Origin of the sequence: Bacteroides celer, from assembly GCF_002632415.2 — a bacterium.
GTDB lineage: Bacteria > Bacteroidota > Bacteroidia > Bacteroidales > Bacteroidaceae > Bacteroides.
Map to the genome: position 1 here is coordinate 1,799,896 of NZ_CP178209.1, position 21,338 is coordinate 1,821,233.

The 21,338-nt window shown below is 39.2% G+C and carries 19 protein-coding genes; 7 read left to right on the forward strand and 12 right to left on the reverse strand.

What is annotated here, in order from left to right; all coding sequences use genetic code 11:
• The first annotated feature begins 112 nt into the window (after positions 1 to 112).
• Together CJF29_RS06910 and CJF29_RS06915 are read left to right on the forward strand one after the other, a co-directional pair.
• Entirely contained in the window at positions 113 to 2,020 is a 1,908-nt protein-coding gene (locus CJF29_RS06910) for a PAS domain-containing hybrid sensor histidine kinase/response regulator (RefSeq protein WP_099146173.1), read from the forward strand.
• Positions 2,021 to 2,102: 82 nt separating this feature from the next.
• On the forward strand, positions 2,103 to 2,762 hold the full coding sequence (locus CJF29_RS06915) for an NAD(P)-dependent oxidoreductase (RefSeq protein ID WP_004302018.1): 660 nt from the start codon (positions 2,103 to 2,105) through the stop codon (positions 2,760 to 2,762).
• Between the two features lie 117 nt (positions 2,763 to 2,879).
• Here the strand turns inward: CJF29_RS06915 and CJF29_RS06920 are convergent, their stop codons facing one another.
• From CJF29_RS06920 to CJF29_RS06935, 4 genes are all read right to left on the reverse strand, one after another.
• Positions 2,880 to 3,758 (reverse strand): nucleoside phosphorylase, encoded by an 879-nt coding sequence (locus tag CJF29_RS06920; RefSeq protein WP_004302019.1) that lies wholly within the window; start codon positions 3,756 to 3,758, stop codon positions 2,880 to 2,882.
• Positions 3,759 to 3,914: 156 nt separating this feature from the next.
• A complete protein-coding gene (gene floA, locus CJF29_RS06925) occupies positions 3,915 to 4,916 on the reverse strand; it encodes a flotillin-like protein FloA (protein ID WP_004304885.1) in 1,002 nt (333 codons plus the stop codon).
• Between the two features lie 22 nt (positions 4,917 to 4,938).
• Entirely contained in the window at positions 4,939 to 5,409 is a 471-nt protein-coding gene (locus tag CJF29_RS06930; protein WP_099146174.1) for an NfeD family protein, read from the reverse strand.
• A gap of 17 nt (positions 5,410 to 5,426) precedes the next feature.
• The gene (locus CJF29_RS06935; RefSeq protein WP_099146175.1) at positions 5,427 to 6,848 is read right to left on the reverse strand and encodes a tetratricopeptide repeat protein; all 1,422 of its coding nucleotides are present in this window, start codon (positions 6,846 to 6,848) and stop codon (positions 5,427 to 5,429) included.
• Positions 6,849 to 7,031: 183 nt separating this feature from the next.
• On the opposite strand from CJF29_RS06935, the gene CJF29_RS06940 reads away from it, so the two are divergent.
• Together CJF29_RS06940 and CJF29_RS06945 are read left to right on the forward strand one after the other, a co-directional pair.
• Entirely contained in the window at positions 7,032 to 7,778 is a 747-nt protein-coding gene (locus CJF29_RS06940; RefSeq protein WP_099146176.1) for an ATP-binding protein, read from the forward strand.
• Positions 7,779 to 7,793: 15 nt separating this feature from the next.
• A complete protein-coding gene (locus tag CJF29_RS06945) occupies positions 7,794 to 8,165 on the forward strand; it encodes a DMT family protein (protein ID WP_004304892.1) in 372 nt (123 codons plus the stop codon).
• 68 nt (positions 8,166 to 8,233) lie between these two features.
• On the opposite strand, the gene CJF29_RS06950 is transcribed toward CJF29_RS06945, so the two are convergent.
• A complete protein-coding gene (locus CJF29_RS06950) occupies positions 8,234 to 9,160 on the reverse strand; it encodes a tyrosine-type recombinase/integrase (RefSeq protein ID WP_099146177.1) in 927 nt (308 codons plus the stop codon).
• Between the two features lie 181 nt (positions 9,161 to 9,341).
• On the opposite strand from CJF29_RS06950, the gene CJF29_RS06955 reads away from it, so the two are divergent.
• Complete coding sequence (locus CJF29_RS06955; RefSeq protein WP_255299328.1) at positions 9,342 to 10,424, forward strand: restriction endonuclease subunit S; 1,083 nt, start codon at positions 9,342 to 9,344, stop codon at positions 10,422 to 10,424.
• Here CJF29_RS06955 and CJF29_RS06960 read toward each other — a convergent pair.
• Positions 10,417 to 11,139: a hypothetical protein gene (locus CJF29_RS06960; protein ID WP_099146178.1), complete on the reverse strand. Its 723-nt coding sequence runs from the start codon at positions 11,137 to 11,139 to the stop codon at positions 10,417 to 10,419. The genes CJF29_RS06955 and CJF29_RS06960 overlap by 8 nt on opposite strands.
• A gap of 59 nt (positions 11,140 to 11,198) precedes the next feature.
• Here CJF29_RS06960 and CJF29_RS06965 point away from each other — a divergent pair, with 59 nt between their 5' ends.
• Together CJF29_RS06965 and CJF29_RS06970 are read left to right on the forward strand one after the other, a co-directional pair.
• Positions 11,199 to 11,612 carry a helix-turn-helix domain-containing protein gene (locus tag CJF29_RS06965; RefSeq protein WP_099147678.1) on the forward strand — a complete coding sequence of 138 codons (414 nt, stop codon included), beginning with the start codon at positions 11,199 to 11,201 and terminating at the stop codon, positions 11,610 to 11,612.
• Positions 11,582 to 12,211 (forward strand): IS630 family transposase, encoded by a 630-nt coding sequence (locus tag CJF29_RS06970; protein ID WP_255299464.1) that lies wholly within the window; start codon positions 11,582 to 11,584, stop codon positions 12,209 to 12,211. The genes CJF29_RS06965 and CJF29_RS06970 overlap by 31 nt, the downstream gene beginning before the upstream one ends.
• A 6-nt stretch (positions 12,212 to 12,217) precedes the next feature.
• Here CJF29_RS06970 and CJF29_RS06975 read toward each other — a convergent pair whose 3' ends face one another.
• The 6 genes from CJF29_RS06975 to CJF29_RS07000 all read right to left on the reverse strand — a co-directional run bounded on the left by CJF29_RS06975 (position 12,218) and on the right by CJF29_RS07000 (position 21,096).
• Complete coding sequence (locus CJF29_RS06975) at positions 12,218 to 12,760, reverse strand: restriction endonuclease subunit S (RefSeq protein WP_413544532.1); 543 nt, start codon at positions 12,758 to 12,760, stop codon at positions 12,218 to 12,220.
• 21 nt (positions 12,761 to 12,781) lie between these two features.
• Positions 12,782 to 13,801 carry a virulence RhuM family protein gene (locus CJF29_RS06980; RefSeq protein ID WP_099146919.1) on the reverse strand — a complete coding sequence of 340 codons (1,020 nt, stop codon included), beginning with the start codon at positions 13,799 to 13,801 and terminating at the stop codon, positions 12,782 to 12,784.
• Positions 13,802 to 13,806: 5 nt separating this feature from the next.
• Positions 13,807 to 15,432, reverse strand: a complete 1,626-nt coding sequence (locus tag CJF29_RS06985) for a type I restriction-modification system subunit M (RefSeq protein ID WP_099146920.1) — start codon at positions 15,430 to 15,432, stop codon at positions 13,807 to 13,809.
• A 2-nt stretch (positions 15,433 to 15,434) separates the two neighbouring features.
• Positions 15,435 to 16,595: an AAA family ATPase gene (locus tag CJF29_RS06990; RefSeq protein WP_099146921.1), complete on the reverse strand. Its 1,161-nt coding sequence runs from the start codon at positions 16,593 to 16,595 to the stop codon at positions 15,435 to 15,437.
• A gap of 15 nt (positions 16,596 to 16,610) precedes the next feature.
• Entirely contained in the window at positions 16,611 to 19,580 is a 2,970-nt protein-coding gene (locus CJF29_RS06995) for a type I restriction endonuclease subunit R (protein WP_099146922.1), read from the reverse strand.
• A gap of 190 nt (positions 19,581 to 19,770) precedes the next feature.
• Entirely contained in the window at positions 19,771 to 21,096 is a 1,326-nt protein-coding gene (locus CJF29_RS07000) for a VapE domain-containing protein (RefSeq protein WP_099146923.1), read from the reverse strand.
• Between the last annotated feature and the right edge of the window lie 242 nt (positions 21,097 to 21,338).

A 21,338-nucleotide genomic window follows, 5' to 3' on the forward strand; every position in this document is an offset into this window, starting at 1 on the left:
CAAAGATAATTGTTTCTAAGTAAAAAATAGAAAATTGAGCACAACTTGTGCTTTATTTGTTTATATTTGCTGCCGTGCAGTGGTACACCAAACAAAATAAAACAATAATGCTATGGAACCAGCGATCAATTTATATTCTCCGAATGAGAAAAGCGAACTCATACGGGAAAATTATCAGGAAATACTTTCTGTACTTGCAGCTCATCAAATAGCTTTGTGGGAGTATGATATCATTACGGGCAAATGCTCCTTTTCAGACGATTATTTTTCTACACTCGGATTGAAGGATACCGGAATCATTTTTGAGGACATCGATGATTTCTATCGGTTTATTCATCCGGAAGATGCCGAATCCTATAAACAAGCCTTTGCAGAAATGCTTTCATCAGACTCTAAAACCTCACAAATAAGAGTTCGTTGTATGGGCGAACAAGGGAAAGTGATTTGGCTGGAAGATCATTTTCTGTCTTACAAAGAGAGTTGCAAAAGTCATCCGGGTAAACTGCTGGCATATACGGTGAACGTCACTTCACAATGCGAAAAGGAGCAACATATCAAATATCTGGAAGAGTATAATCGCAAAATAATTGAAGCATTGCCGGAATTCATTTTTATTTTTGATGATAATTTCTTTATTACCGATGTCCTGATGGCACCGGGAACGATATTGCTTCACCCTGTGGAAGTGCTACGCGGAGCAGATGGACGATCTATTTATTCACCGGAGGTTAGCGACTTGTTTATTTGTAACATTCGGGAATGTTTGCGTGATGGTAAGTTGAAGGAAATAGAATATCCGCTTGAAGTGGATGGAAGTCTGCATTATTTTCAGGCACGTATCGCCCCCTTTGAAGGAAACAGGGTACTTGCGTTGATACATGACATCGGAGACCGGATTCAGCGTTCGCAGGAATTGATCGAAGCTAAACGTCGTGCGGAAGATGCTGATAAAATGAAGTCGGTCTTTTTAGCTAATATGAGCCATGAAATTCGTACTCCGTTGAATGCTATTGTCGGTTTTTCGGAGATTATCGCAGTGACAGAAAGTGAAGAAGAGAAAATGGAGTATCTGGAAATTATTCAGAGAAATAGCAACCTGTTACTGCAGTTGATTAATGATATTTTAGACCTTTCCCGTATTGAATCCGGCAAATCGGAAATGCATTTCCAGCAGGTTGAGATCGCAGGACTAGTGGAAGAAGTGGAAAAAGTGCACCAGCTGAAGATGAAGTCGAATGTAGAATTGAAAGTGATTCGTCCCGAAGGAGAATACTGGACTTCTACTGATCGTAACCGTGTGATGCAGGTATTGTTCAATTTCTTGTCGAACGCAATTAAAAATACGGAAAAGGGAAGTATAACTTTAGGCTTGAAATATGAAGGATCTTGGCTGAAACTGTATGTCAGCGATACGGGTTGTGGTATATCCAAAGAGAAACTCCCTCAAATTTTCACCCGTTTTGAGAAACTGAATGACTTTGTGCAGGGCACCGGATTAGGGCTTTCAATTTGTAAAAGCATTGTAGAACGACTGGGTGGCCGTATCGAGGTAACTTCAGAATTGGGGCAGGGGAGTACGTTTGCACTCTATTTGCCTTATCAGGAAGTACCGAAAGAAGTTGCTGAAAGAAGCCTCTCACATAAGAAGAACGTCGATGAGGATAAACGTAAAAAGATATTGGTGGTAGAAGACATTGAGTCGAACTTTGTCCAACTTAATATTCTTTTGAATAAGGAATATATTATTTCATGGGTACGCAACGGACAGGAAGCCATCAATAGTTTTATCCGCGAAAAGCCGGATTTGATTCTGATGGATATTCGTATGCCGATCATGGACGGTATTCAAGCCACTGAAAAGATCCGTACTATTTCTCTGACTGTGCCTATTATTGCAGTGACCGCGTATGCTTTCTATACTGAACAGCAACAGGCTATTCAGGCAGGATGCAATGCTGTTATCTCAAAGCCCTATTCTTTGGAAAGGTTGAAAGAGACAATAGAATCTTATATCGGATAATTAATTTTCTAAAAGAGAACTAACATTCTGAATGTTGTAGTGTTATTTATTATATAGTAGTAACATTATAATATATTAGAATATGGAGAAAGTGAAAAAGATAGTCCTTATCGGGGCAAGCGGCTTTGTGGGCTCTGCCCTTCTGAATGAAGCATTGAATCGTGGTTTCGAGGTTACGGCAGTGGTTCGTCATCCGGAAAAGATAAAGATAGAGAATGAAAATCTGAAAGTGGTGAAAGCCGATGTCTCCGCGCTTGATGAAGTGGCTGCCGTTTGTAAAGGTGCAGATGCTGTTATTAGTGCATTCAATCCGGGATGGAATAATCCTGATATATACGATGAAACAATCAAAGTTTATCTGACCATTATTGATGGAGTGAAGAAAGCGGGTGTTAATCGCTTTTTGATGGTAGGCGGTGCCGGTTCTTTGTTTATCGCTCCGGGCTTGCGTCTGATGGATTCCGGTGAAGTACCCGAAAATATATTGCCGGGAGTGAAAGCTCTAGGAGAGTTCTATCTGAACTTTTTAAAGAAAGAAAAGGAAATAGACTGGGTGTTTTTCTCTCCGGCAGCGGATATGCGTCCGGGAGTACGTACAGGACGTTATCGGTTGGGAAAAGATGATATGATTGTAGATATTGTAGGAAACAGCCATATCTCTGTTGAAGATTATGCCGCCGCCATGATTGATGAACTGGAATATCCGAAACACCACCAGGAGAGATTTACGATTGGTTATTAATAAAAAAACAATGGCTTGAATCCACACATATTATCAGTGAAAGATTCAAGCCATTATACATTCTTTTAATTGCAATTTTATTCTTTCGATTACAATTTAACTCTCCTGAATATAGATTTATATCCTGTCAAGTACTGTCTTAATTAGCGTATCGATTGTATTCTTATATCCGGTGTTGGCCTCTTTGATAAGTCGGTTGGCTATCACCATGCAAACGGTCATTGCCTTGTGTCCCATCAACCGGCTAAGTCCTGCCAGAGCCGAACTTTCCATTTCGAAGTTGGTAATTTTGTAACCTTTATATTCGAACGCTTCAATCTTATCATTCTGTTTTGGGTCTGCTAACGGGATACGAAGTTCACGTCCTTGAGGACCGAAGAAACCTCCGGCAGCGATTGTCACTCCACGTACCATGTCGTCTTTGGCGATCCGGTCGATCAATTCTTCACTGGCATCAATGACGTAAGGAGCAGGAGCGCACATATTTCCCGACCAACCCATGTGATTGAGGAAAGCACGTTCGAAAGGCAAATCGCATACGGCATTACGTCCGGCATAGAAATTCAGTAACCCGTCGAAACCGATGGACTTTTGCGAACATACAAAAGTTCCGACAGGCGTATTGGGTTGCAGACCGCCACATGTGCCGATACGCACTAATTCCAGTTGGCGGAACTGATCCTTTTCTTCGCGGGTGACAAAGTCGATATTGGCGAGTGCATCTAATTCATTCATTACGATGTCGATGTTATCGCAACCGATTCCTGTAGAGACTACCGTAATCCGTTTACCTTTATAAGTACCCGTGATGGTTTTGAATTCGCGGCTTTCCACTTCACATTCTTTGTTTTCGAAATGAGAAGCTACGAGTGCTACACGTCCGGGGTCACCTACCAGGATTACTTTATCTGCCAACCATTCGGGTTTTACGTGAAGATGGAATACTGAACCGTCTTCATTGATTATCAATTCAGAGGATGGAAAGTACTTTTTCATGTCATTGAAAGGTTTTAGTTTTATAATAGGATTGTATCTATAAATAGAAACGCCGGAACCGGATTTAAGTTCAGAAGAAGTCTCTTTCTTTTTCCATAGAAAAGGAGAGAACGTCTTGCGACTGAAATGAAATCGGATTCCGGCGTTTGTGAACGATTATTTGCTCAATGGCTGATTGCCAGCATTGCCTGTTGTCGGCTTGGCGATATTCTCACGCATGGAAGTATCAGCTTCGATATTCTTCATGCGATAATAATCCATGATGCCTAAGTTTCCACTGCGGAAAGCTTCAGCCATTGCTTTAGGAACTTCAGCTTCTGCTTCGATCACTTTGGCACGAGCTTCCTGTGCTTTTGCTTTCATTTCCTGTTCGGAAGCTACTGCCATAGCACGGCGCTCTTCAGCTTTTGCCTGTGCAATATTCTTATCTGCATTAGCCTGATCGATTTGCAGAGCCGCACCGATGTTCTTACCTATGTCGATGTCCGCAATATCAATAGACAGAATCTCGAAAGCAGTTCCTGCGTCCAGACCTTTACGAAGTACAAGTTTAGAGATAGAATCCGGATTCTCCAATACCGATTTATGGTTTTCAGAAGAACCGATAGACGAAACGATACCTTCACCTACACGGGCAAGGATCGTATCTTCACCTGCACCACCGACCAGCTGGCGGATATTGGCACGTACTGTAACACGAGCCTTAGCTATCAACTGGATACCGTCTTTCGCAACAGCCGTTACAGGAGGAGTATCAATCACTTTCGGGTTTACAGACATCTGTACAGCTTCGAATACGTCACGTCCTGCCAAGTCGATAGCAGTAGCCATCTGGAAAGGCAATTCGATGTTGGCTTTCGATGCCGATACTAAGGCGTGAACTACCTTTTCTACGTGTCCGCCAGCCAGATAATGGGCTTCCAGTTCGTCGCGGGTGATATTTTTCAGACCGGCTTTGTGAGCTTCGATCATTCCCGGAACGATGATATACGGCGGAACGTTACGTATACGCATTAAGAATAGTTGTATCAGCGAGATGTTAACTCCCGAAACTTTAGCCGACAACCAAAGGAAGAACGGCACGTAATGGAAAAATATTATCAAGAAGATAATACCTCCGGCTATCAGAAAGATAGGCAAGTAGAAAGATGATTCCATTGATGTTTTTATTAAGTGAATATTATTCTTTGTGTTTCTCAACCATGATTGTACCGTCGGTGATCCGGCTTACGATTATCGGAGTCTTCTCATTGAGGAACCCGTCTATTGACTTTACCTCTACAATTTTTCCGTTAATCTCGGCAGATCCGATTTGTGCCAGGCGGGTAGTACTGATTCCTGTATCACCCACTTTAACGCTATCTTCTGCGCTACGGTCTACTTTTGAATCAATATCCTTTTTCAACGCCAGTTTGTCCAGCATTTTCGATCGCATAAACCAAATCAGTGATCCGATGCAGGCAACCGCTGATATGCCAAGAGTGACAAATCCTCCTGCCATACCTAAATTGGTGAATGCATAGTAGTTGGCATAAAGAATACAAACCAATGCAGAAATTCCAGCCAGGCTAATGCCCGGGATGACGAACAGTTCTACCAGAAACAGTATGACTGCGGCAATAATGAGAACGGCGATAATGAGTATATCCATAGTTCAGAGTTATTAATTTATTTTGTTTTTTCTGCATTGCGTACATTCACTTCGAGAGTATCCAGCTCTTCGGACATTTGCAGTACCCGCTTTTCGAGGTCGAGAATGGCAGGAGCCATTTTTGCTTTTCCCTGTTGGTTGGCACCGGCATATTGTTGGCGAAGGCTGTTCAGCTTTTCTTCTTGTTGATAATAGTCTTTTTCCATCTGCTGATAGCGCTGGAAAAGTGTCTTGGCTTTTGCGGATTTAAAGTCGCTCATCAGATAGTAAGTCGTATGGTCGTCAATGACAAACTCAAAATCCATGGCACGGCGTTCTTTGGGCTTATGACTGATAGCAGCTTCCAATCGTTGCAGTGCTTCGGTAACCGCTTGTTTATCCTTCCAGGTTTCTTTTAGCGAATGAATCTGCGCCAGACGAATGATCTGTTGCTGCTCCATTGCTTCATAATTATAAGTCTGTTTGGAAGTGTTAGGAATGAATACATAAATGCATACCTTTCCTTCCGGTTGGAAACGGTCGGAAGCAAACCATCCGAGGTTGTTGTATTCATCGATGACGTACATATAATCGTTGTACGGCGAGTTGAACGGCATACCCACATTCTCCGGAACAAGATAAGTGTCGGTATTCGTGTTGTAGCGAGTGACAAAAATATCATAGCCACCCAGTCCCTCGCCATCGCTGGCGTAATAAACGGTGACTCCATCCGATAGAACAAACGGATAATTCGCATTCCCGGAAGCATTGATACTACCCGGTAACGGACGTTCGTCACTCCATTCATTTAACAACTTGTTCTTTGAAAAGATATCAAGATTACCTTTCTCGCCCTTTTCGCTATAATAAATTTTATTTCCGATTTCTGTTTCATAAACAGTTCCCGGATGATCTCCTTCTGTCTTGAAGAATTCATTGAAAGTAAACAGTTTGCCCGATTCTTCGCTGATCTTGTAAGCGTTCAGGAAAGTTGCTTTGTCCACAACGAAACTGTCGATGATACATACTTCCTCAACCCCCTTCAACATACGAAGGTCAGATTTGCTTTTCTCCAGAAGTTTCTCCGCTTCTTCCGTCGGTTTCTTGCGTTTACTTAAGTCTGCGATGTATTCTTCAAAGCAGTTCACAGCGTCTTCAAAGCGGTACGTCTCATTATATGCTTGTCCCAAATAGAGTTGTCCACCGGTGATACGTTTCTTTACCGCTATTTCAAGAGGTTTCACCGCCTCTTCCGCCTCTCCGGTTTTCAGGCAGCATACGCCATACCAATAATTATAGTTTCCGTTTGACGGTTGTGATTTGGCATACTTCTGGAAGACAGGCTTGGCCTTTTCGTAGTCACCTTTAGTAAATAAGGCGCGTGCCTGTTCCAACGTTTGTGCAGAGACTTCGCAAAGGAAGAGGCTGCAAATTAAAAATAGAATATATTTTCCTTTCATCGTTTTGAGCGTTTATGAGTGACGGGTAGATTGAAAACATTGCTGCTTTCGGGCACCGGTCCATTTATCAATTGTTCAAAAGTACAAATTTATTAGAAATAAACCCTTTTTCAGTGATTCTATTATGTTAATTCTTCTTTAAATCATTCTTTTCGCTTACTTTTGCAGCCGATTTTCAAAGATATGACACAATTTACGGAAGAAGAGAAAACCATTCGCCGCATTGAACGGCGGTTTAGCAAAGGAGTGGTGCAATATGGATTGATAGAAGAAGGAGACAAAATCCTTATCGGACTGTCGGGAGGAAAAGATTCGTTGGCGCTTGTGGAACTGTTGGGGAGACGCGCACGTATCTATAAACCTCGTTTTTCTGTCGTAGCCGTTCATGTAGTGATGAAGAATATTCCTTATCAGAGCGATACGGAATATTTGAAAGCGCACTGTGAAGCGTATGGAGTTCCCTTTGTACAGTATGAGACTGCCTTTGATCCTGCTACCGATACACGTAAATCTCCCTGCTTCCTCTGCTCATGGAACCGCCGGAAAGCTTTGTTTACTGTTGCTAAGGAGCACGGATGCAATAAAATCGCTCTCGGTCACCACATGGATGATATTCTGGAAACTTTATTGATGAATATCACTTATCAGGGAGCATTCGGTACAATGCCGCCCCGGTTGGTGATGAAGAAGTTTGATATGACAATTATCCGTCCGATGTGTCTGGTTCACGAAGCTGATTTGGTAGAATTGGCAGCGTTGCGCCATTATCGGAAGCAAGTGAAGAATTGTCCTTATGAATCGCAGTCCAGCCGGAGTGATATGAAAGGAATTTTACGGCAGTTGGAAGCGATGAACCCGGAGGCTCGTTATAGCCTTTGGGGCAGTATGACTAATGTACAGGAGGAATTATTACCAGATAAAATAGATTAATTTGAATAGATTGTTATGAAAGGATTCTATACCATTTTGTTACTGATCGTATCTAATGTCTTTATGACATTTGCTTGGTACGGACATTTAAAGATGAAACAGGAGTACAGTTGGTTCGCAGCTCTTCCGCTGATTGGTGTGATTGCGTTCAGCTGGGCGATCGCCTTTTTTGAATATTCCTGTCAGATACCGGCCAATCGTATTGGCTTTATAGGCAATGGTGGCCCGTTTTCATTGATGCAACTAAAAGTCATTCAAGAGGTAATAACACTTGTTATTTTTACAGTGTTCACTACCATCTTCTTTAAAGGTGAGGCTTTACATTGGAATCATCTGGCGGCGTTCGTTTGTTTGATTGCGGCGGTGTATTTCGTGTTTATGAAGTGAGTCCTTTTTAAAGAATATAAGATTATAGGATAAGTGCTATACTTCGCTAGACTTATCCTATTTTCGTATTACTTGATAGATTTAAAAACCTTATCAATGCATCGCTTCTTCTGTTCCATGTTTGGATGAACATAGAGATTTAATGTAGTAGTGATATCTGAATGTCCAAGTATTACACTTACAGTTTTGTAGTCGCAATTGCTTTCAATGCAACGTGTGGCGAAACTGTGACGCAGTCCGTGAAATTTTAGCGGAGGAATATTGAGTTGTTCCATCATTCGTTTGTAATAGTTACGATAGGTACGTGGCTCGGTTGGTTTCTCTTCATTAGTAAGTACATAGAACTTGCCGTTTACGATTTTTTTCAATGGGCGTAGCATCTTTAATAATTCCTTGTTCATAGGAATATCACGAATAGAGTTCTGAGTTTTAGGTGTACCGATAATGATTTCCGTATGTTTTTTTTCGCCATCTAATATGTAAATTCGTTCAATGGTTTTCCGAATACATATTACCCCATTGGCGATGTCTACATCATCCCAAGTCAGTGCGCAGATTTCACCTATTCTCATCCCTGTGGTCAGACAAATATAGATGCCTAAATTTCGGAAAGTGAAGTGTTCACTTATATACTGCAATATTGCTTTGTGATTAGCGATGTTGAGTACATTTAGTTGTTTGTTTTCCTGTGGTGTCGGGAATTTGATGCACCAATCCTGATGGGACAATATACCAAGTTTTACTCCAAACTTCATTACCATTTTTAGTACAATGAGTATATCCTTTACACTTTTTGTGCTTAGTCCTTTCTGAAGTTTCTGTAAGACAAACTCTTGTACTTCGTTTTCGAGTAACTCATACTTATTTCCAAACATAGGAAGTATGTGATTTTCTAAGATTAGGGCGTACGCTGAATATGTTGAGCTTTTCACATATTTACGTTTGTCTTCTTTCCACATAATGGTAATTTCTTTAATTGTTTTCTTTGCTGTCATGCTTTCATAATTTAAATAGATTAATATTCTTGTAAGATAAGGATTAAGGATTTTATGAAGGGATATTTCCTTTTTTGTTTTTGATTTTTTAGATGTTCCAAATTTGAGATTCCCAGAGTTTAAGGGGGAATGGGAAGAAACAACATTAGGCAAATGCGTTATACAACCACTAGATTATGGTATGAATACTGCAGCTATTACTTATGATGGCGAAAACAAGTATATACGAATTACAGATATAGATGAACAAAGTTCTCAATATATTTCAGATAGTCCAGTTTCTCCAGCAGGTCAACTGTTAGATAAATATATAGTAGAAGAAAATGACATTTTATTTGCACGGACGGGGGCAAGCACAGGCAAAACCTATTTATATAAGAAAAAAGATGGCAAACTTTATTTTGCTGGATTTTTAATCAGAGCAAAGATTAAAACAGAATGTAACTCAACATTCATTTTTGCACAAACTAAAACTGTTCGATATTATAAGTGGGTAGGATTCATGTCTATTAGATCTGGGCAACCGGGAATCAATTCTCAGGAATATGCAAGTTATAGATTTCTTATTCCCCAAAAAGAGGAACAAGATAAAATAGCTAAATTTTTATCTCTTCTTGACTCTCGTATTGAAGCTCAAATCAAAATCATTGAGGACTTAAAGAAACTAAAGTCCGCCGTGATTACAGTTATATTTACAACTACAAATGGGGTTAATTACCAATTAAAAGATCTTGCTAAATTTATAGGAGGAGGAACACCGTCTTCTAATGATTCATCTTATTGGTCCGGAGATATTCCATGGATTTCTTCATCAGATGTAAGTGAAGATAATATTAACAAAATCACTATTACAAGGCATATTACGAATGAAGCTATTAAAAAGTCTGCAACTCAAATATGCGAATCACCTTGCATTTTGATTGTTTCTCGCGTAGGTGTTGGAAAAGTTGCTTTATCTAATATATCATTATGCACAAGCCAAGATTTCTGTAATCTGACAAAGATAAAATGTAATCCCAAATTCCTAGCCTATCAATTACAGTCTATTATGAAGCGTAAATCTTATGCGGTTCAAGGAACATCAATAAAAGGTATTACAACCGAAGAGATAAAGAAAACGGGAATTATGCTACCTTCAATTGAAAAACAATTATCTATAGCATCGACATTGTCAAGAATTGATACTTTTATTGATGTAGAGATTAGTATATTAGAAAATTATCAAAAACTGCGAAAATATCTGCTTCAGCAAATGTTTATATAAACATTTGCTGAAGCAGATAACTCTTCTGAATTTCATACTGTTTCAACAACATTTTGTTTGTAGAAAGTAACTCTTCATAGGCGTTGAGTAGATTTACAATGTTTTTCTGTTTGGCTAACTCAGGAATATAGACGAAACAAGACGAGAGGTTGTTTGCTGTTATAGAGAAAACTTTAGTACCTTGTGCTAATCGTCTAACTTGGTCATGGAAATAACGAGAGTTGAATACATAGCCCTTGAAACCAATGAGTGTCTTATTCTTTATATCACGCCCATGAATAGTATGCAGACCACATACAGTTTCAGAATCAATAGTACTAATAAATTCTATTGCTTTTCCAATCTCATTAGTATCCTCAGAGGCATCTGCAAAAGCTACATCACCAGCCTGACACAAAGTGTATTGTTTGGGAACAAAGCTTTGCAGTATCTTGGGTAAAAAAGCTGTATCAATTCCTCTTGTCTGAAAACCATGTATTAAACCATAATGAAGGTTTCTTATCTCACCTTCTGTATAGCTAAGCTGTTTCCATGAAAGTGAGTTAGTTGAAAAGAAATGCATGAATGAGGACAGATAAGCTTTTTCCCACGAAGGATTCTCTAATAAAGCATCTATAAGTTCTTTGATTAAGGATTGTAACTTATCAATGATTTTGATTTGAGCTTCAATACGAGAGTCAAGAAGAGATAAAAATTTAGCTAAGTAGTTATTCATAATTATTTCACATATGTCGAAATTGCATTATCTTTGTCTCGAACCAAACCGCAAGACAAATGAAAATCAAGAAATTGACGTTGAGCGATTCCGAACGTCGGGAACTTACCACCGGTTTCCGTACAGGCGAAAGCCATTGTTTTCGTATGCGTTGCCGCGCCATATTGCTCAAAGCAGAGGGCTTGAGTGCGCCCCAAGTGGGAGCACAAACGGAAATGACCGCCCAAACCGTTGGCAGTTGGGTCAAACGTTTCGAAAACCAAGGAATCCAAGGATTATATACACGTCCGGGACAAGGTCGCAAAGCCATCATGGACTGTTCGGACGAGGAAGCTGTGCGCAAAGCCATCGAGTCGGACCGACAGAGTGTGCGTGCAGCCAAAGAAGCCTGGCAGAATGCTTCGGGCAAGGAAGCGAGCGAATCGACGTTCAAACGTTTTTTATCCGCATTGGCGCAAGATATAGACGTATAAGAAAACGTCCTAAGGGTAAGCCCTCGCCGCAGCTCTATGCGTATAAGACCGAGAAGCTGCAAGAACTTGAAGTACTTTTTGAAAAAGGCTCCATCGACCTCTTCTATGGTGACGAATCTCATATCTGCACGGAAGGCTATGTCCCTTACGGGTGGCAGTTTTCCGGAGAAGACGTTTACATTCCTGTCGAAAAAGCCAAACGGCTCAACATCTTTGGTATGATTGACAGGAATAACCGCTTTGAAGGTTTCTGCACCTGCGATTCTGTTGATGCAGAGAAAGTCGTGGATTTCCTCGACAGGTTCTCTTTCAAGCTCAACAGAAAGACATTTGTTGTGCTTGACAATGCAAGTGTACACCGTAATGAGAAAATAAAGCGAATGCGTCCAATATGGGAAAAACGGGGACTTTTTCTTTTCTACATTCCCCCATACTCTCCTCATTTGAACATTGTGGAGACCCTTTGGCGTATTATGAAAGGGAAATGGCTCCGACCGCAAGATTATGTCACTACAGAATCGCTGTTTTATGCCACAAATAGGGCTTTGGCGGCGATAGGAACACAACTGAATATTAACTTTAGTCATTATGCTGCTTAATTTTGATTAGTTACTTATTTTATCTTGTTCCTCTTTTTGGGGAATAAGAAATCTATAACTTGCATATTCCTGAGAATTGATTCCCGGTTGCCCAGATCTAATAGACATGAATCCTACCCACTTATAATATCGAACAGTTTTAGTTTGTGCAAAAATGAATGTTGAGTTACATTCTGTTTTAATCTTTGCTCTGATTAAAAATCCAGCAAAATAAAGTTTGCCATCTTTTTTCTTATATAAATAGGTTTTGCCTGTGCTTGCCCCCGTCCGTGCAAATAAAATGTCATTTTCTTCTACTATATATTTATCTAACAGTTGACCTGCTGGAGAAACTGGACTATCTGAAATATATTGAGAACTTTGTTCATCTATATCTGTAATTCGTATATACTTGTTTTCGCCATCATAAGTAATAGCTGCAGTATTCATACCATAATCTAGTGGTTGTATAACGCATTTGCCTAATGTTGTTTCTTCCCATTCCCCCTTAAACTCTGGGAATCTCAAATTTGGAACATTGAGGTTTTTTGTATTGTTATTATTTGCCATAACTATTATTCTTCATTAAGGTTAAAAATTGAATGGAAGGATATCGTTGCCATTGAATCGGTCAAAGTCGGAACTGAATAATCTGTCCTGTACAATTCGATATTTTTCGAACTCTGATTCTGCAAAAGATTGGGCAAACTCTGCGGTGACTTTACCTGCATCAATCAACACTGCATTATCTCCAGCTTCGAGAATAATATCTATTCGTTTAGCCCAATCTTCCATAGTCATAGGGATATGCCGTTTTGCCATACGTTCAGCCATGTCTAGAGTAGCGTTGACCAAACGTCCCATATCCTCTAATTCTAATTCATTTAAATAATTTTTTGCTATGCTCACATCCGGTTTTACGATTTTCCCGTCAGGGGCATTTTCCCAGGTTGTCAATCCCATATTTTCTTTTTGTGCATTGGCTCGCTCTACTATCAGTTCAGCAGCAGTATGACCATGTACGGCAAAGTGCATTTTGTTTTGCACTTTCTTAAAAAATAGACGAGTAGTTGGTGCATCCTTATTGTAGTCGATGGCTGTGGCATATATATCAGTCAACTTCTGATAGAAACGACGTTCGCTTAATCTTATCTCCCTAATTTCGGCAAGCAAATGCTCGAAATAATCTTCACCAATGAATGAACCATTTTCCATTCGCTTTTTATCAATGACATAACCACGTATGGCAAATTGTCGCAATATGTAGGTTGCCCATTGGCGAAATTGAGTGGCGCGGACGGAATTCACACGGTAACCAACAGAAATAATAGCATCGAGCGAATAGAAAGAAGTTTTATAGGATTTGCCATCTGCGGCAGTTGTTTCCAAAATGGAAATAACTGATTTTTCTGAAAGTTCACCTGTATCGAGGATATTCTTCAAGTGCTTACTAATGGCAGGAACACCTACATCAAACAGTGTAGCCATTGCCTTCTGCGTACACCAAATTGTTTCGTCTTTATACGTCACTTGTACACCGTCTTCTTTACCTTCCATCACGAACATGAGGAACTCGGCTGTACTATTTTTTATTTCAAAATTCTTCGGCATCGTTATTACTCTATCAATCCAAGTTCTTTCAGATAAACATTTATTTCTTTGTCTAAATTAGCTCGTTTAGCTTCAAGTTCTTTGATTTCAGCCATTACTGCATGTATGTCAATGGGCTCTTCTTCTTTAAACGTGCTTACGTATCTGCTAATATTAAGATTGTAACCGTTTTGCTCAATCTCGTCCATAGACACCCGCCGGGAGTATCGTTCTTCCTCTTTTCGGAATTGATATGTTTCTATGATTTTCTGAATATCATTAGGCTTGCCGTCTTCTCCTTCTCGTAGACGATTTTGTCTCTTATCTTTTTCAAAATGCTCACTGGCATTGATGAAAAGAACATCATCAAATTTTTTGCATTTCTTTAATACTAAAATGCAAACCGGAATCCCTGTAGAAAAGAACAGATTAGAAGGTAAACCTATCACTGTATCTATATTATTATCTTTCAGTAGTTTGGTGCGGATACGTTCCTCTGCTCCACTACGAAATAATACCCCATGCGGGAGTATGATAGCCATTGTCCCTCCATTGGACAAGAAATGGAAGCCGTGCAATAAGAATGCAAAGTCAGCAGCCGATTTAGGGGCAATGCCATAGTTCTTGAAACGGAAATCTTCTGTTAGCGTGTCAGTAGGTTCCCAACGTAAGCTAAAAGGGGGATTTGCAACGATAGCATCGAATTCCATCTTTTTTGCAGGATTCATTTCGTTCAGAATATTCCAGTCATTGATCAATGTGTCGCCATGGTGTATTTCGAATTCTGTATCTTTAAGTCCATGTAACAGCATATTCATACGGGCAAGGTTATAGGTGGTAATATTCTTTTCTTGCCCATAAATTTTCCCTATACTTCCTTCGGTTTCCACTAACTGCCTGCGAACATTCAATAATAAGGAACCGGAGCCACATGCGAAATCCAATACTCTGTCTAATTTATTTTTTTCTCCTAATGCCGGGTCTTGACTATCTAAAATCACAATTTTAGATAAAATAGTTGATAGCTGTTGCGGAGTATAAAACTCTCCGGCCTTTTTCCCCGAGCCTGCAGCAAACTGACCGATAAGATATTCATAAGCATCGCCTAAAATGTCTGTATCTGTTGAGAATCTAGCAATTCCTTCTGCTATTTTTTGAATAATAGTGCAAAGTTTCTTATTCCTATCCGAGGCTGTTCTGCCTAACTTTTCCGAATTCAAGTTTATTTCCGAAAATAAGCCCTGAAAAGTACTTTCAAATGATTCATTTTCAATGTATCTAAAGCCCTCTTCAAGTGTTTGCAGTAACTCACCATCTTGAGTACGAGCCATTTCTGAAATGTTACTCCATAAATATTGGGGTTTTATAACATAATGAACTTTACGGCGCATTTGTTTTTCAAATTCCGGCACATCCGTTTCATTTGCTTGATACCATACTCCTAAAGCTTTATGTTTGTTGGCTTCTTCCAGCTGAGGGTAATCTCTCCCTAGTTCTTTCTTTACAGCTTCTTCGTAATTATCAGACAAATAGCGTAGAAAAAGAAATGATAGCATATAATCGCGAAAGTCATCTGCATTCATTGCTCCACGCAATCCGTCTGCTATTTCCCAAAGGGTTTTACCTAATTGTTTTTGATCTTGTACTGTCATATTTAATTTCTCATTTTTTCTTTGTCAATCGAATCAATTACTTCTTTTTCTTCAATTAGAAGAGTGGGTATGTCAAATTTATATTTATCCAAAAACGCTCGCAATATTTTTATAAAAAGAATTTTGTTATCATCTCCCATCTCTACAGGTTCATAAATAGAATATTTTCCATGGCTCAACAGGTTTAGGGCACGTGAGTAAAGTACTTCATCCTCTACTCCATGAATACATTTTGAAAAGTCATCATATCCGAAGAATGTAGATGTCTTTTCCAGAATACTGCGTAACATATTGAAATGATAAGTGTTGATTTTACCGGAATCCATCACTTGTTTGAGTTCACTCAATATGGCTATATGGTGGAAAAAAGGTGTCTCGTCAGTTGCTTGTAAAGTATACCCATCAGTTCCATTCTTATGTAGAAAATATCGTTTGCACTGTTTTTGCTTTAATTCATTGTAAACGACGTTGAAAAACAAACTGTGGTGAGATGAAATAACGGATTTGACCTTATCTTTTCCTTTTTTCAACAACTGAGATAAATCACTGGCTACAGCAATAGCATTATTGTCATCCAACGAGGAGATTGGATCGTCTATGTATATGTATTCAACCCAATTGTAAGCTTCTGGACCATCTATTGTCAGTTCGCAGATGGCAAGAAAGATACACCAGATAAAAATATTCTCTTCGCCACGAGAGATTTTAATATTGTTCTGAATGATATACTCAGGTTCTTTGTTGTTAAACCTATGTTTGGAATTGGGAATCTGCTTGCTGAAGCTTATTTCCCATTTTTCATAATCAAATTTGAAGTCAAATTCCGCATAGCGTTCCAGATATGCAAAGATTTTCTCTTCTAGGGCTAATTCTTTAAATGCATTGAAGAATTTTGAATCAGCATTTATTTTAAGAACACGATCCATATCATTTTCCAAGTCATTGTCCCAATGAAACAGATCTTCGGTGAAAGCATTAAAATAGAGAGTGTCTCCGTTTATTTTCTTTTTTCCTTTATTCTTAAACTCTATAGATAAACGGGTTTTACCTGTTCCATTATGAGCGTAAAGTAAGACAAAGTCATGTTCAACCAGATCGCCACGTAACCTTGCGGATAGTCCCGACAAATCTTTATATTTATATATTTTAGGTTGGTTACTCATATTCTTCTCTTCATGTTATTCATAAGCAGCTAATCCTGAAATCTCACGTCCTTGAGCTTGTTTTTTTAAGTGAGGGACTAAGTCTGCCATCAATGCTAGTTCTTTCGTACGGCGTTCTTTCCAGCTTAGTTCTAACGGTTCAAGGAGATCCGTTAGTTTTTCACCGTCGAAAATCATACGTTGCATAATTTTGTCTGTAAAATCTTTTAAGGCAGACGCGGTTAGTCCGTGTTTGTTTGCGATATCAGATAGCTCTTTTTCATTTTTCTCTATCTTAAAAGCATTGTAACCATCATGTAGCGATTGTATATCTTGACCATTATTCCAATCCAGACTTTTTATGTATTCAGTTAAATCTTCTTGTTCATCCATCAAATTAGAACTTGAACAGAGCAGGTTAATGATTTGTGCTTTTGTCATTTTCTGTTTAGATGGTTTCTTTTGAGTGCTGTCAGCAATTAGTCCCATGATGTAATCATAGTCAATCAATGCTGAGGAAAAAAGTACAAACTCAAAATCAAGTTGTTGTATATCTACGGGGATGTTATCGCCGCCTTTTTGTTGTATTTCCCTAAATTGTTTAGCCGTTTCTATGTACGAACTTTTAAATGAACGGAAAGTGTTTTCAGGCAATATCTCTTCAATTTGAGTTTGTTGTTCCTCATTTAAGTCTGTATATTGGTCGAGTTGGGTTTTTAATCGCTGTACTTCCTTGAAATTTTTGACAAAAGCGATTCGCGAAGTATCTCCCTTCAAATTATACACTTCCTGCGGTTCATAGGCTAAATTATTTTGTCGCATGAAATCACCTAAAGCTGCTACGGCTTCTTTATATTTTTCAATTACTACAGGAGCCGGATCAACTAACCAGATTTTTTTCGCTTGTTCTTCAGATTTTTCTCCTGAGAATAAAGCGATAGCTTCGTTTACGGCATTTTCCTGGTGGCGGAAATCTAATATATTTCCGTATGGCTTAGTATCGTTTAGTACACGGTTGGTACGCGAAAAAGCCTGTATCAGTCCATGATATCTTAGATTTTTATCTACATACAAAGTGTTGAGATATTTAGAGTCAAAACCTGTAAGTAGCATATCTACTACAATGACGATATCAATTTTATTTTTGTGAGGATAATCCGCATTACTGTATTGTTGGTCTTTGATGCGCTTTTGTACATCTTGGTAATACAAATCAAACTCATTAATGTTGTGATTTGTTCCGTATTGTTTATTATAATCCCTGATAATACTCTTTAATGCTGCTTTCTTCTCATCAGGATTTTGCTTGTTGTCTTCTTTTTCTTGCTCCAAGTCTTCCTGAATTTGCTGAATATCTTTATTTCCTTCTGCCGGAGGTGAAAAAACGCAGGCTATATTTAGAGGTATATAGTCTTTGTTTGTTTTCTGCTTTTGTTTCTGGATTTCTTTGAAAAGATTATAATATCCTATTGCATCGTTTATAGAAGCGGTTGCCAGAATCGCATTGAACTTCCTCGAATTGGTTGCGGCATTGTGTTTGTCTATAATAGCCTCAATCACTGCTTGTTGAGTAATCGTTTCTCCTGGCTTAGGATTAATGTTTCCTTTGCCTTTAAAATATTCTACATGGAAACGTAATACGTTTTGGTCATCAATTGCATTTGTAATGGTGTATGCATGCAGTTCCTTTTCGAAAATATCTTTAGTAGTCTTGTTGGAAGCATGTTCATCTTCTATAGTCTTTTGTGTTGCGTTATCATTGAAAATAGGTGTTCCGGTAAAGCCGAACAATTGAGCATTAGGGAAGAATTCCTTAATAGCTTTATGATTCTCACCAAATTGTGAACGGTGACATTCATCAAAGATGAAAACCATTCGTTTCTTACTCAATGGATTTAAGCGTTCTTTATAGTTCTTTTTATGGTTTCCGTCCAATGCTAAACCCAACTTTTGGATAGTCGTTACAATGACTTTATCTGCATAATCTGTAGAAAGTAGTCGTCTTACAAGTGTTTCGGTATTGGTGTTTTCTTCTACACTTCCTTCTTGAAACTTATTAAACTCTTCACGGGTTTGCCTGTCCAAGTCTTTGCGGTCAACAACGAAAAGACATTTTTCTATGTCCGGATTATCTTTTAATAACGTGGAGGCTTTGAAAGAAGTAAGCGTCTTTCCACTACCTGTGGTATGCCATATATAACCGTTACCCCGGTTTTGATGAATACAGTTTACAATTGCTTTTACTGCATAGATTTGGTAGGGGCGCATAATCAATAGTTTTTGCTCGCTTTCTACCAAAACTATATATTTGCTAATCATTTCTCCCAATGTACATTTGGGCAAAAATAGTTCTGCAAAAGAGTCTAAATGTCTGATTTTTCTATTCCGCTCATTTGCAAGTTGATACACAGGCAGAAATTGCTCGTTGGCATCAAAACTAAAATGTTGATTTTGATTGTTGGCAAAGTAACGGGTGTCACTCCTATTACTAACAATAAATAATTGCATAAAACAAAGTAATGAGTTGGTATAACCGTTACCAACATCATTCTTGTAATCAATAATTTGTTGTATTGCTTTCCTAGGTGAGACGTCTAATGTTTTTAATTCGACCTGAACTACCGGAATACCATTAATAAGAATAATGACATCATATCGATGGTTACTGTTTCCTGTATTTATTCTCAATTGGTTGATAACCTCATATTCATTCTTACACCAGTCTTTTATGTTCACTAATGTATAATGTAGAGGAGTGCCATCTTCACGTTGAAAATAATTCCTTTCACGCAGCAACTTCGAAGCGGCAAATACATCAGGAGTTATAATTTCGGTTTTCAGTCGTTCAAATTCGTTTTCAGTCAGCCTTACCCGGTTGAGAGACTCAAACTTTTCTCGGAAGTTTTGTTCAAGAGAGTTTCTGTCGCGAATATCTCTGCGATAGGAGTATTTGAGTTCTTCTAACTTTTTTATAAATAGTTCTTCTATTTGGGCTTCTCTCATCATCTCAAATTATATTAATTAATGAAATAAAGTTTTCAAAGATAACGAATAATATCCAAATACTCGGAGATGATTCTAAAACTTTTTTGTTCTTGAATAATGTACTTTATTTTTATAAACCGTTCTCCACTCTTTTCACATAAAGCTTATTCGTTCATTCACACCTACTTCCTGTGAATGAACGGCATTATTTTTACTCTTCACCACCCTTCACCCTCTTCACCAAATACACATTCCCCAATCTCGTATGCTGTCGGCTGATACCTGCTGCGGTCAAGATTTGTGCTAGCTGGATAGAAGTGCAGTTGCGTAGTACGGCTGGGAACTTCTTTTTCAATTCCTGATGAATGATGGCGGCGGAGAGTGACAGACAATCCGGTTCATCCAACGTGGCAGGCGCGTATGTGTTGCGCACAATGTCTTCTATGGGGTTGACATGATAGTAGGCGCTGTTATGACGCTGTAAGGTATGTTCTTCCTCTTTGCTGAACCAGTGGCGGGCACCTGCAAGCAATTCCTCTTTCAGTTGGGCGTAGGTTTGTGAATGTTCAATTCCGGTACAGTCAATATCATGTTCCGCTTCAATGCAGATGAATCTGCGGCTGCCTGTCGGATCACATAGTAAGTCAGTTCGGTTGCTCGTTCCGATGAACGAAGCGATACGAGGTAGTGACCGGAAATTTTTCTGATAGGCTTTGCAGATGTTGAGGCTGGACATTTGCATCAGATTTTTCAGTAATGGCATCTTTTGTGCTCCGAATTTGTCAAATTCGTCCATGTTTAGTAATCCCATCTCGGCAAGGAGACGTTCGGGATTGCCTTGTGCGGTTAGTTTCAGATTATCCGAATAATAACGGGCTAGTTGTGGTGGCATCAGCATACGGCAGAAAGTAGATTTATGGCGTCCCTGTTCTTCGCTGATAAGTATCGGGGCTACGCTGTTTGCTTGTGTTTGATTCACTCCCAGCCATTGGGCAGCAAGTCCGAGCATCCAGGTGTGAAAGCTTTTTATCCATATAGGGGCGTCAGATACTCGTTTCGCCAGAGACTTCAGCCGGTCCGTTCCGTCCCATATAGGTAGTTCGTCCATATAAAGCCGGAAAGGATGGTAGCTTTCCACTAGGGTAGAGTAGATGTACCTTTGAAGGTCCTTATCCCAGCAATTGATTCCTTCTTTGTGGGCTTCCAGGCAGAAAGTATTCAGTTCTCGCTTGTCTATGCGGCAGAAAGGAATTTCTCGTTGGCCGAATGGCCGAAATTCAGTTTCTTCGGTGAGCAGGTTGTAGCGGAAATCATATCGCACTTTTAAAAAGTCGATCACTTGTTGCGTCAGAAGGACGGGTTGCTTATGTGTTTCCTGTTTATGTACTTCTTTCTTATCTGCTTCCTGCTCATGCAATTCTTGCATTTTGAGCTCTTCCTTTGAAATGTTCGGTGAAACGATGACGTTTGACGATTCTTTCATCAATACCTGTATTCTTTTCGCCAAACGTTTTGAGTTATATTCTAATGTCTTCATATTTTTCTTGTTTTTTAAATGAATAAATGTTGTTTTTTCGACCGGTTGATGCTGCTAAGGTATAACATGAGATATGGGGTTTGCAAGTATTTAACTAAGAAAAAGTTTATTTTCTCCTGAAATGAAAAACAAGCTTTCTTATGCGGATAAGTCGTTACTTTATCGTATCTTTAGTGCTTGTTTAGGAAAAGCCGACTGGAGTTGTCCGGTTGGCTGACAATAGTTGACTGAACAGCCGATTC

Coding starts and splice junctions, on each gene's coding strand:
- CJF29_RS06990 (WP_099146921.1), bottom strand. CDS start 16,595: ATGAGTAACCAACCTAAAATATATAAATATAAAGATTTGTCGGGACTA.
- CJF29_RS06910 (WP_099146173.1), top strand. CDS start 113: ATGGAACCAGCGATCAATTTATATTCTCCGAATGAGAAAAGCGAACTC.
- CJF29_RS06915 (WP_004302018.1), top strand. CDS start 2,103: ATGGAGAAAGTGAAAAAGATAGTCCTTATCGGGGCAAGCGGCTTTGTG.
- CJF29_RS06920 (WP_004302019.1), bottom strand. CDS start 3,758: ATGAAAAAGTACTTTCCATCCTCTGAATTGATAATCAATGAAGACGGT.
- floA (WP_004304885.1), bottom strand. CDS start 4,916: ATGGAATCATCTTTCTACTTGCCTATCTTTCTGATAGCCGGAGGTATT.
- CJF29_RS06950 (WP_099146177.1), bottom strand. CDS start 9,160: ATGACAGCAAAGAAAACAATTAAAGAAATTACCATTATGTGGAAAGAA.
- CJF29_RS06995 (WP_099146922.1), bottom strand. CDS start 19,580: ATGATGAGAGAAGCCCAAATAGAAGAACTATTTATAAAAAAGTTAGAA.
- CJF29_RS07000 (WP_099146923.1), bottom strand. CDS start 21,096: ATGAAGACATTAGAATATAACTCAAAACGTTTGGCGAAAAGAATACAG.
- CJF29_RS06965 (WP_099147678.1), top strand. CDS start 11,199: ATGAAAATCAAGAAATTGACGTTGAGCGATTCCGAACGTCGGGAACTT.
- CJF29_RS06960 (WP_099146178.1), bottom strand. CDS start 11,139: ATGAATAACTACTTAGCTAAATTTTTATCTCTTCTTGACTCTCGTATT.
- CJF29_RS06930 (WP_099146174.1), bottom strand. CDS start 5,409: ATGGATATACTCATTATCGCCGTTCTCATTATTGCCGCAGTCATACTG.
- CJF29_RS06985 (WP_099146920.1), bottom strand. CDS start 15,432: ATGACAGTACAAGATCAAAAACAATTAGGTAAAACCCTTTGGGAAATA.
- CJF29_RS06935 (WP_099146175.1), bottom strand. CDS start 6,848: ATGAAAGGAAAATATATTCTATTTTTAATTTGCAGCCTCTTCCTTTGC.
- CJF29_RS06975 (WP_413544532.1), bottom strand. CDS start 12,760: ATGGCAAATAATAACAATACAAAAAACCTCAATGTTCCAAATTTGAGA.
- CJF29_RS06980 (WP_099146919.1), bottom strand. CDS start 13,801: ATGCCGAAGAATTTTGAAATAAAAAATAGTACAGCCGAGTTCCTCATG.
- CJF29_RS06955 (WP_255299328.1), top strand. CDS start 9,342: ATGAATACTGCAGCTATTACTTATGATGGCGAAAACAAGTATATACGA.
- CJF29_RS06945 (WP_004304892.1), top strand. CDS start 7,794: ATGAAAGGATTCTATACCATTTTGTTACTGATCGTATCTAATGTCTTT.
- CJF29_RS06940 (WP_099146176.1), top strand. CDS start 7,032: ATGACACAATTTACGGAAGAAGAGAAAACCATTCGCCGCATTGAACGG.